This window comes from Legionella antarctica (assembly GCF_011764505.1).
Classification (GTDB): domain Bacteria; phylum Pseudomonadota; class Gammaproteobacteria; order Legionellales; family Legionellaceae; genus Legionella; species Legionella antarctica.
In genome coordinates this window covers 886,426-898,215 of sequence record NZ_AP022839.1, presented here as the reverse complement: position 1 = coordinate 898,215, position 11,790 = coordinate 886,426, and the positions used below count along the sequence as shown (strand labels likewise).

Here is an 11,790-nt window from a genome sequence, read left to right as displayed (position 1 = left end):
TCTTTTTAGACCACTGGTAAAAAAACATAAATTAACACTATGATTTTAAATGATTAATCACAAAAAAAGGCACAATTTTAGTGTGCCTTATTTTATAAATAAATCTAAATCCTGGTTCAATTATTCTTTTGCTGTAGCTTGAGCAGAACGCATGTTATAGCGATCACGGAATTTCTGAACACGTCCTCCAGTGTCAACTAATTTTTGCTTACCAGTATAAAACGGGTGACATTGTGAACATACTTCAATGCTCAAATCTTTACACAAAGTTGAACGAGTTTCAAACACTTCGCCACAGCTGCAAGTGACTTTAACCGCTTTATAATCGGGGTGAACAGATGCTTTCATAATACTACTCTCTTCTAAATGAGTATCGCCACCTGAACTAATTGCCAAGCACCATACTCTAAACAAATGACACAAAACAATAGCAGAAAAATTTCTGCAAATCAATTTTTTCTGTCAGAGTGGATCAATTTCACTCTTTAATATTAACGCAATTTACAGAAAATTCAATCCGACTATTCTGCCTATTTAATCTTCCTGCGCTATAGTTCCAGTTCAACCCATACCGGCGCATGATCTGAAGGTCTTTCTACTCTACGAGGCTCTTTATCAATCATGGATTGCTGACATGAAATATTAAGCTGATCGCTCAGAAGCACATGATCAATGCGCAATCCTCTATTTCGCCTAAATCCCGCAGCTCGATAATCCCACCAGCTGAACATTTCTTTTTCTTGTTCAAAATTTCTAAAACTATCGTGTAATCCCAAACCCAATAAATCAACAAACGCTTTTCTTTCGGCAGGACTTACCAGAACACACCCTACCCATACAGCTGGATCATGAACATCTCTATCCTCCGGAGCAATATTGAAATCGCCTACTACTGCCAATTTAGGATATAAAATTAATTGTTGTTCAATAAAGGAGGTTACCTTTTCCAGCCAATTTAATTTATATTGATATTTATCTGAAGTAAATTCTGCTCCATTAGGCACATATAAATCAATCACTCGTATCCCTGCCACTGTTGCTGCTAAGATACGTCGCTGGGGATCCTCCAGACCAGGAATATCCGTGATGACCTCGGTCAATGGATGTCGGCTGATTATGGCTACTCCATTATATGTTTTCTGCCCTGCGAAAACCACGTGATAACCTCTGTCTATAAAAGCCGCAGCAGGAAAATTCTCATCGAGTAATTTGGTTTCCTGTAATGCAAGCACATCTACTTGAGAAGACTCTAACCACCCCAAAACCTGATCAAGACGAACTTTTAGTGAATTAACATTCCAGCTAGCGAGTTTAAACACACCAATCTCCATTATATTCAATCATTAAAGGGGCATGATCAGACAAACGTGCTTCGCGAAAAATTTGGCTATTAACTACATGCTCAGTGAGGCCTGGAGTAACCACCTGGTAATCGATTCTCCATCCTACATTCTTTTCCCACGCCTTGCTCCGGTAAGACCACCAGGTATACTGATCTTCGTCCTGATTATGAACTCTAAAAGCATCAACAAAGCCCATAGTTCCAAACAACTCATCCATCCAGGCACGCTCTTCTGGTAAGAATCCTGAATTTTTCTGATTCCCTCGCCAATTTTTTAGATCTGCTTTCTTATGAGCAATATTATAATCACCACAGATAATCAGCTCTCGCCCTTCATTTTTTAATTTAATTAAATGCTTGGCAAATTGATCCAGAAAATCATACTTCACCAACTGACGATCTTCTCCACTAGTACCTGAAGGCAGATAAAGCGAAATAATACTTAATTTGGGATAATCAAATTGAATATAGCGTCCTTCATTATCACAATAATCAAAACCCATGCCCCTCACAACACGCAAGGGTTTTTGACGAGCATAAATTGCTACTCCACTATAGCCCTTCTTTTGCGCATCATAATAATCACAAAAATAATCACGTGGATAGTAAACCTCTTCGGGAACTAACTGATGTACCTGAGCCTTGGTTTCCTGAATACAGACAAAATCAGCAGCCTGTCCTGCAAGCCACTCATAAAACCCATTCCGGGCTGAAGCCCGTATGCCATTGGCATTGAAACTAATAACTTTCATTATCTGCTTAACCTCAACAAGAGTTCTCAATTTTTATTAAAACGTAGTCTATTTGAAACAGCATAATATGGGATCATAATTTAACTCCCATGAGCTATTACCGACTGCCCCAATATGGCTACAGGGGCTTATTTTTTTCTAAAGTCAATGCAACACGCCCTAAGCGCGATCCTAAGTATTTAGCCAAAGTGATTTCATCCTGACTTATTGGATGATCATTTGCCACACCTGAAACATGGGTAACTCCGTAAGGCGTTCCACCTGTGACAGTATTGTTTAATGCGGGCTCAGTGTACGGAAGACCCAATATAATCATGCCCTGATGCATTAAAGGCAGCATCATACTAATTAAAGTGGTTTCCTGACCACCATGCATGCTTGCTGAAGAAGAAAAAACGCAAGCAGGTTTGTCCACCAAATCGCCAGCTAACCATAAAGAAGAAGTACCATCCAAAAAATACTTCAATGGAGCAGCCATATTTCCGAAACGTGTGGGACTCCCTAAAGCAAGCCCATGGCAATGACGTAAGTCATTTAACGTGGCATACGGTGCTCCATTATCTGGAACAGTTTTATCCACTGCTTCACAAGTAGTGGATACAGGTGCAACTGTTCGCAGTCGAGCTTCAATCCCAACACCCTCAATACCTCGAGCAATATAGTGAGCTAACTGGGCGGTTGAGCCTGTTCGGGAGTAATATAAGACTAAAATATAAGGATCGGACATTGAGTAAGCTCCATGTTTATTGTAAATATGGAAGAGTATATAGCAGGGTGAAAAGTGGTGCGAGTAGATTTTTCTGTCGATCAAGAACATACAATAGATAATTAAATTCAATAGAGGTAGAGAAATAAAAGCCCAACAATCGTATCCTTTGTCGATACAACAACATAGAAAATTTTTAGCGGATGTTGAATATATCAGGATGTCTCAACTATAAAATCATTAACTACTCGTTATTAAATTACCATTGGCAATTAAATGATCAACAATATCATGAGAGCTGGTTGTTGAAAATACTGCAGTTAAATCAACACCACTTAAAATTATAGTCTGACTTGGAGAAGCAAAACTGCCACTGCCTGTAGGATCTACTTTAATTGTTGTATCACCTCCTGTAACACTGATACTCAGATAATTATCCAAACTATTGGCATCTAAATGCTCATCAGATAACAAATCAGATAAATTTAATATACTGGCATCAGTTGAGCTACCAACAGGATTCGGCTTAAAGTCAGTAATAGTATCTATAACTTTTCCATTTGCAGCGCTACCGGTATTATCTCCCTGCATCCAAACGAACGTATCAAGCCCGCCGCCGCCAGTCATCTTATCATCCCCTTCCCCCCCAATAAGGAAATCGCTTCCCCTACCACCAATTAGAGTATCCTTTCCACTCCCGCCATAGAGCAGATTTCCACCATCATTCCCCACTGTTAAAGTATCGTTGCCCTCATCACCATACAGAATATTATGACCAGCCCCTCCACTCAATTCATCATTTCCATCTCCACCATGGATGATATCATCTCCATCTCCACCAACTGGTTTATCAACCTTTCTTCCTCCTAATATAAGATCATTACCACTGCCAGCATTAGTATTAATGGTAGCATTTGGATTCGAACCTTCAACATAATCATTACCTGAAGTTCCAGAAGTAGATCTTCCAGAGCGGGTACTATCAATTTCTACATTGATTGTATCCCTGATAACGTCTTGGTTTCCTGCTGCATCACTTGCAGTAACAGTGACTCCCAGATTAAAACTACTGTTCGTATTAGCAGTGGTCGGAGTTGTGGTTGTCAGTTGTAAACCGGATAACTGATCTTCGGTTAAATTCCATACATTAGCCACAGAATCATAAGTACCATGATTCAATATAGCCCCCGCAGGAACTCCAGAAATAGCAATTGCTAATGCTTCCCCTGGATTTGCATGAGCAATAGAAGCTGTAATTAATAAATCAACAGTGACAGAAGTGTTAGCCTGCTCAATGCCGATAGCTTTGCGAGCAATATTGAGAATAGGATTAGGTGCCATGAGATCCACATAAACGGTTACTGTAGCTACATTAGATAAAGCACCACCGGGATCTTTTGTTTGATAATTAAAGGTCACATTTCCTGTATACCCATTTGGGAGATTACTTAAAACCACATGACCATTACTATCAAGGCTAACTGTTCCCACATTGGAGTTACTAACGTTTGCAACAGTTAATGAGGCTTGAGGGTTATCTACATCCGTATCATTGGCAAGTAATGCAGAAGCATTAATTAAAACTGCATCAGTACGCACCACAGCACCATTCCCGTTTGCATCAGACTCACCCAGATAATGATATCCGGAACTTCCTTTTTGTAGTTCAGCCTGAAGTACGTATTGGCCACCCTGATCCCAATATTCAATTTCTATTTGATGCAATCCAGAGGTTGCGATAGTAAATGATGGATAAACAGCAGTAGCTGGTGATTGATTCAAAGTAAACGCAGCTACTATCACTCCATCTATTATAATATTATAACCATCATCACCGGTTACTCTAAAATTATAGGTCCCTGCTTCAAGTTGAATTAACCCTTGCATGTGAACAATTGCTTGAGATGTTGACTGTACAGAACCATCATTTCTAACCAAGGAGGTGGCATCAGTACCTAACCATGTTTTTAGATTATCACTGGCAGGATTTATATAACTGCCGAGATTATTGGAGTAGGTACTATTCCCATACTTCACAGTTGTGGCGACAAAATTAGCATCAGCCTCTGCTCCGCTGTTAATGTAATTTTTTACTTGATACAGGCTATTCAATGCGGGGCCACTGGCATTAGGAGTATAATTGTAAAAACTGGACGCTAATCCATTTACAGTAAGCATACTAGATTGATTAATTGTCGGTAAGGTATCATTCATTGCTACAGGGACATCATTGGTACCTAAAATATTGACCGTGATCGTTGACGTAGTACCGTCAGCTGAAGTCACATTCAATGTATCAGTATAAGTAGTACCAGCCACAAATTCATTGTGCGCACTGTCGGTGACATAAGTCCAAGCCCCGTTGGAATCCAGGGTAAAATGGCCGTAACCATTACTACCCGCTACATTATTTTGAGCCACAAAAGTAGCAGAACTGTCCACATCGCTAATAGCTAAAATACCACCTGTGCTTAAAATGGCATCACTTTCTATTAAACTGACTGCTGCAGGGGTAATCACCGCCGGATCGTTAACTGGATAAACTTCTACAGTTATATCTGCAGAGTTAGAGGCGTAATCCTGATTTGAACCTTCAGTGGAAGTCGCTGTGATTTGTAAAGTGAAGCTGCCATTAAAATTTAAGGGAGGCGTAATAGTTAATGCATCTAAGTTCCAACCTGTAACGCTTACTTCCGTATTGCCAGGGGTCGATGTAAAGGTATGTGTACCATCACTGAGTACCGCGCCCACAGGAATACTGTTAATTGTTACACTTAATGTTTCTGAACCATCAGTATCTGCAAGACTCGCGGAAATTTTACTCAAGGCTATAGGCGTATCTTCGTTACCATGATTTAAATTAAACCCTTCATAATATCCACCATCCTCAGAAGGTGATAACACAATGCCGCTTGAAGTAATGTCACTTACATCTTTATAAATCTCATAATTTGACGTACTTAAGTCTTGACCATTTAAATTAACATCATAGTTACCCGGGCCATTTGAATTGTTATGGTAAATACTAATTTGATAATAACCTGTAGTTGCAGGTGTAAACGTGCCACTAAACTGGCCTTGATTATTACCCCAGGTACCACTAGCAACTGCGGTGGTACCTACAACAACTCTGATACTGTCATCACCATACCCGCTAAAGGTATAAGGCGTATTCGCCACAAGATAAATAAAGCCTGTCTGCAATGATGCGGTTCCCACTGATACCGCATTAGTACCCGTTAATTCAGGATTGGTTACTGTCGTTGTACTGGCAGGTGGAACAGTATTGTTTTGAAAAGCGCTATCAATAACTGTCTGCAAAGTAGCAGGATTTTCGCCATTACCATTTTGAGTGAGTTGCAATTGGTTATTATTCCAGGTGTATTTAGTAAAGCCACTATCGGATGGTGTAGTGGCGCTGATGGTTAGATTGGGTGTATCAGCAACAGCAGTAACAGTTACCGTCGCCGTAGCTTGAGCAGATTGATCATTATGATTATCGGTACCAGTATAATCAAAAGCAGTCTCTCCACTCCAGTTAGCCGTGGGTTGAAAATATAACGAAGCACTGTTATTCGCTGCGATTACAGTGTCTCCTGTCAAAACTGGCTGTGTCATTCCAACATCGGTATATAAAGTACCATTTAATGGCAGGCTATTGATTGTAAATGAGTTTATTATTCCATCAATATCAGAGCCTGTTAAAGTTACTGTTATTGGAGAAGTAGGATCTTCAAAGCCGGAAGAAACCGCAGGGGCAATCACCGCCGCATCGTTGGTGCCTAATATGTTCACGGTAATGGTAGAGGTCGTACCGTCTGCCGAGGTCACCGTTAAGCTGTCGCTGTAGGTGGTGCCTTGGGCAAATTCATTATGGGCGCTGTCGGTAACATAGCTCCACACCCCGTTCGCAGCCACGCTGAACTGACCGTACCCATTGCTGCCCGCAGCATTGGTCTGGGCGATGAATGACGCAGGACTGTCCACATCGCTGATCGCCAAAGTTCCGCCCGTGCTTAAAACGGCATCGCTTTCCGTTAAACTGACTACCGCAGGGGCAATCACCGCCGCATCGTTGGTGCCTAATATGTTCACGGTAATGGTAGAGGTCGTACCGTCTGCCGAGGTCACCGTTAAGCTGTCGCTGTAGGTGGTGCCTTGGGCAAATTCATTATGGGCGCTGTCGGTAACATAGCTCCACACCCCGTTCGCAGCCACGCTGAACTGACCGTACCCATTGCTGCCCGCAGCATTGGTCTGGGCGATGAATGACGCAGGACTGTCCACATCGCTGATCGCCAAAGTTCCGCCCGTGCTTAAAACGGCATCGCTTTCCGTTAAACTGACTACCGCAGGGGCAATCACCGCCGCATCGTTGGTGCCTAATATGTTCACGGTAATGGTAGAGGTCGTACCGTCTGCCGAGGTCACCGTTAAGCTGTCGCTGTAGGTGGTGCCTTGGGCAAATTCATTATGGGCGCTGTCGGTAACATAGCTCCACACCCCGTTCGCAGCCACGCTGAACTGACCGTACCCATTGCTGCCCGCAGCATTGGTCTGGGCGATGAATGACGCAGGACTGTCCACATCGCTGATCGCCAAAGTTCCGCCCGTGCTTAAAACGGCATCGCTTTCCGTTAAACTGACTACCGCAGGGGCAATCACCGCCGCATCGTTGGTGCCTAATATGTTCACGGTAATGGTAGAGGTCGTACCGTCTGCCGAGGTCACCGTTAAGCTGTCGCTGTAGGTGGTGCCTTGGGCAAATTCATTATGGGCGCTGTCGGTAACATAGCTCCACACCCCGTTCGCAGCCACGCTGAACTGACCGTACCCATTGCTGCCCGCAGCATTGGTCTGGGCGATGAATGACGCAGGACTGTCCACATCGCTGATCGCCAAAGTTCCGCCCGTGCTTAAAACGGCATCGCTTTCCGTTAAACTGACTACCGCAGGGGCAATCACCGCCGCATCGTTGGTGCCTAATATGTTCACGGTAATGGTAGAGGTCGTACCGTCTGCCGAGGTCACCGTTAAGCTGTCGCTGTAGGTGGTGCCTTGGGCAAATTCATTATGGGCGCTGTCGGTAACATAGCTCCACACCCCGTTCGCAGCCACGCTGAACTGACCGTACCCATTGCTGCCCGCAGCATTGGTCTGGGCGATGAATGACGCAGGACTGTCCACATCGCTGATCGCCAAAGTTCCGCCCGTGCTTAAAACGGCATCGCTTTCCGTTAAACTGACTACCGCAGGGGCAATCACCGCCGCATCGTTGGTGCCTAATATGTTCACGGTAATGGTAGAGGTCGTACCGTCTGCCGAGGTCACCGTTAAGCTGTCGCTGTAGGTGGTGCCTTGGGCAAATTCATTATGGGCGCTGTCGGTAACATAGCTCCACACCCCGTTCGCAGCCACGCTGAACTGACCGTACCCATTGCTGCCCGCAGCATTGGTCTGGGCGATGAATGACGCAGGACTGTCCACATCGCTGATCGCCAAAGTTCCGCCCGTGCTTAAAACGGCATCGCTTTCCGTTAAACTGACTACCGCAGGGGCAATCACCGCCGCATCGTTGGTGCCTAATATGTTCACGGTAATGGTAGAGGTCGTACCGTCTGCCGAGGTCACCGTTAAGCTGTCGCTGTAGGTGGTGCCTTGGGCAAATTCATTATGGGCGCTGTCGGTAACATAGCTCCACACCCCGTTCGCAGCCACGCTGAACTGACCGTACCCATTGCTGCCCGCAGCATTGGTCTGGGCGATGAATGACGCAGGACTGTCCACATCGCTGATCGCCAAAGTTCCGCCCGTGCTTAAAACGGCATCGCTTTCCGTTAAACTGACTACCGCAGGGGCAATCACCGCCGCATCGTTGGTGCCATCAATGGTAACCGTTACTACCTGTGCGGTGCCATCAACAGTGGTTACGATAAAGCTGTCGGTGAGCGATCCACCAACGTTTAAAGCTTGCACAAAAGCATTATTATTGTCTAAGGTATAAGTCCATACCCCATTAGCAGTCACAGTATAGGTACCGAGACCATTAAGGCTCGTGGTAGCAATTGGTACAGCAGTAAAGAGATTGGAGACATTATCAACATCTGTATTCGTCAACGTACCACTAGCTTTAGGCGTTCCAACCACTTCATTATTTAATCCGCCTGCTTCGACTACATCCCCAGTACTTGTTCCGTTGATCACCGCAGGATCATTAACTGGATAAACTTCTACAGTTATATCTGCAGAGTTAGAGGCATAATCCTGATTTGAACCTTCGGTGGAAGTCGCTGTGATTTGTAAAATGAAGCTGCCATTAAAATTTAAGGGAGGCGTAATAGTTAATGCATCTAAGTTCCAACCTGTAACGCTTACTTCCGTATTGCCAGGGGTCGATGTAAAGGTATGTGTACCATCACTGAGTACCGCGCCCACAGGAATACTGTTAATTGTTACACTTAATGTTTCTGAACCATCAGTATCTGCAAGACTCGCGGAAATTTTACTCAAGGCTATAGGCGTATCTTCGTTACCATGATTTAAATTAAACCCTTCATAATATCCACCATCCTCAGAAGGTGATAACACAATGCCGCTTGAAGTAATGTCATTTACATCTTTATAAATCTCATAATTTGACGTACTTAAGTCTTGACCATTTAAATTAACATCATAGTTACCCGGGCCATTTGAATTGTTATGGTAAATATTAATTTGATAATAACCTGTAGTTGCAGGTGTAAACGTGCCACTAAACTGGCCTTGATTATTACCCCAGGTACCACTAGCAACTGCGGTGGTACCTACAACAACTCTGATACTGTCATCACCATACCCGCTAAAGGTATAAGGTGTATTCGCCACAAGATAAATAAAGCCTGTTTGCAATGATGCGGTTCCCACTGATACCGCATTAGTACCCGTTAATTCAGGATTGGTTACTGTCGTTGTACTGGCGGGGGGTACAGTATCGTTTTGGAAAGCGTTATCGATAACGGTTTGCAAAGTAGCAGGATTTTCACCATTACCATTTCGAGTGAATTGCAATTGGTTATTATTCCAGGTGTATTTAGTAAAGCCACTATCGGATGGTGTAGTGGCGCTGATGGTTAGATTGGGTGTATCAGCAACAGCAGTAACAGTTACCGTCGCCGTAGCTTGAGCAGATTGATCATTATGATTATCGGTACCAGTATAATCAAAAGCAGTCTCTCCACTCCAGTTAGCCGTGGGTTGAAAATATAACGAAGCACTGTTATTCGCTGCGATTACAGTGTCTCCTGTCAAAACTGGCTGTGTCATTCCAACATCGGTGTATAGAATACCGTTTGAAGGTAAGCTGTTGATTGTAAAAAAATGAACAGTTCCATCGGTGTCTGCGCCTGTTAACGACACCGTTACAGGCAAAGCAGGATCTTCGAACCCTGAGGAGGTGGTATCGTCAGCGATTGGGACAGCATTGATTATGTAGGGTTCTACTGTTCTTGCTGTTCCTGAATTGCCGGCCACATCTACAGAGGTGATGCTTGCACTAACATTTGAGTCTGCCGCCAAATCTGAACCATTCACACTGATATTAAGGGTATAGTCTTCTGTAACAATACCGGTGTATTCCACTTTATTCACAATCAAAATAATTGCATCACCCGGTTGTGCGTCGCCGCCAACCTGCCCGGTAATCTCAATCATATCGTCAGCTTCTGCTGAATTAATAACATTATCTGCTGTAATCGCATCCAGTGTGATAACAGGAGCTGGTGGGGTGGTATCTACAATCACTGGCTCCATACGCGTTACTGCACTTTCGTTACCTGCTTCATCAAATTGTTTTATTTGAACAGCATCATAAGCTCCCTCTGGAAGGGTAAAACTGTCTCCTGTGCCTGCGTTCCAATTAGAACCACCATCTGTTGAATAGGCCCAAGTGCCTCCTGAAATCAATGAACTAACATTGACTTGACCATTATTCGTGATTCTATCGGAAACTGAAGATCCTGTATCATCTGCAAGGCTAAGGAGCGGAGCAACAGGAACAATAGGAGTAAGGGAAGGAGAGGCAGTTTCAGTACTGATTCCTGATGTAGATGCCTCAGTAAAAAACATAGGTGTCGGATCATATCCTGATGCATAGTTGGTTGATACAGGAGTAACGCTAAATCCGGAGGTAACCAGGCCAGAACTATACATTGGATCGAGTATAAAAGTACTACCACCAGAACCCATAGCTTCTGATCCGGCTGTGGCAGCACCAAGAGTATTAAGAATTAAAGAAGGATCAATACCTTTGGCTATGGCCTCTTTAATCAACTCTTCGTTTATATCAATGGAAGCAAATTTCAAGGATGGAGATATCCTATCCAGACTTAGCGGTTTATTTAACGACAAAGCTTCAGGAAATCCATTGATAAACTGAATATAAGCCTCACCACTCAATAAAGTGAGTACATCTCCTTGATGTATGGGAGCTCCAGATTTAATTAATTGAATTCCTCCTTGGGGATTAACCTTTTCTAATAATCCACTTAGAGATCGAACCACACCGATAATAGCCAGGATAGACATGCCAACATTCCTCAAAACAACTCTCCAATTTAATCATAGCCCACGCTCGCTATCATAAGTACTTTTATTTGTAACAAAAGAGTAAACAATTAAATCATTTTGATTTTATGTTAGACTATTTCAATAATTTTTTTTTTCTTATGGCTTTTCCAGCTAAGACTTTTGTAACTAAAGAATATATTTATTAGCAGAAAAATTTTTTATTAAAAATAATAATAAATAAGCATCGGCTTGATAATTGCTGAATTGTAAAGACCGTTTTACATAAACATATTATTTATCGTGGTGAAATCTATCGGTGATAACAAAAAATCTGGATATTAAACAACATGACCTGACATCGAAGATGATGAATATACTTTTCTCAATATTTTCTGAACATGAAAGAGACTGAATTAGTTTAAGAACCAAAGAGGTTGAGGGTGTAC

General features: G+C 43.0%; 5 protein-coding genes. All 5 read right to left on the bottom strand.

The genetic code is table 11. The annotated features are described in order from the left end of the window. Positions 1-120 precede the first annotated feature (120 nt). Positions 121-348 (bottom strand): 50S ribosomal protein L31, encoded by a 228-nt coding sequence (gene rpmE, locus HRS36_RS04370; RefSeq protein WP_173238452.1) that lies wholly within the window; start codon positions 346-348, stop codon positions 121-123. A gap of 200 nt (positions 349-548) precedes the next feature. Then, the gene (gene xth, locus HRS36_RS04365) at positions 549-1,319 is read right to left on the bottom strand and encodes an exodeoxyribonuclease III (protein WP_173236381.1); all 771 of its coding nucleotides are present in this window, start codon (positions 1,317-1,319) and stop codon (positions 549-551) included. Next, complete coding sequence (locus tag HRS36_RS04360) at positions 1,312-2,094, bottom strand: exodeoxyribonuclease III (RefSeq protein ID WP_173236380.1); 783 nt, start codon at positions 2,092-2,094, stop codon at positions 1,312-1,314. The genes xth and HRS36_RS04360 overlap by 8 nt, the downstream gene beginning before the upstream one ends. 118 nt (positions 2,095-2,212) lie before the next feature. After that, the gene (wrbA, locus tag HRS36_RS04355) at positions 2,213-2,821 is read right to left on the bottom strand and encodes an NAD(P)H:quinone oxidoreductase (protein ID WP_173236379.1); all 609 of its coding nucleotides are present in this window, start codon (positions 2,819-2,821) and stop codon (positions 2,213-2,215) included. A gap of 219 nt (positions 2,822-3,040) precedes the next feature. Then, positions 3,041-11,362, bottom strand: coding sequence for a VCBS domain-containing protein (locus HRS36_RS04350; RefSeq protein ID WP_173236378.1), 8,322 nt, complete (start codon positions 11,360-11,362; stop codon positions 3,041-3,043). Positions 11,363-11,790: the final 428 nt, after the last annotated feature.

Bases quoted from the DNA above. Each gene is read 5' to 3' on its own strand.
- HRS36_RS04350 (WP_173236378.1), bottom strand. From the start codon at position 11,362: ATGTCTATCCTGGCTATTATCGGTGTGGTTCGATCTCTAAGTGGATTA.
- rpmE (WP_173238452.1), bottom strand. From the start codon at position 348: ATGAAAGCATCTGTTCACCCCGATTATAAAGCGGTTAAAGTCACTTGC.
- HRS36_RS04360 (WP_173236380.1), bottom strand. From the start codon at position 2,094: ATGAAAGTTATTAGTTTCAATGCCAATGGCATACGGGCTTCAGCCCGG.
- wrbA (WP_173236379.1), bottom strand. From the start codon at position 2,821: ATGTCCGATCCTTATATTTTAGTCTTATATTACTCCCGAACAGGCTCA.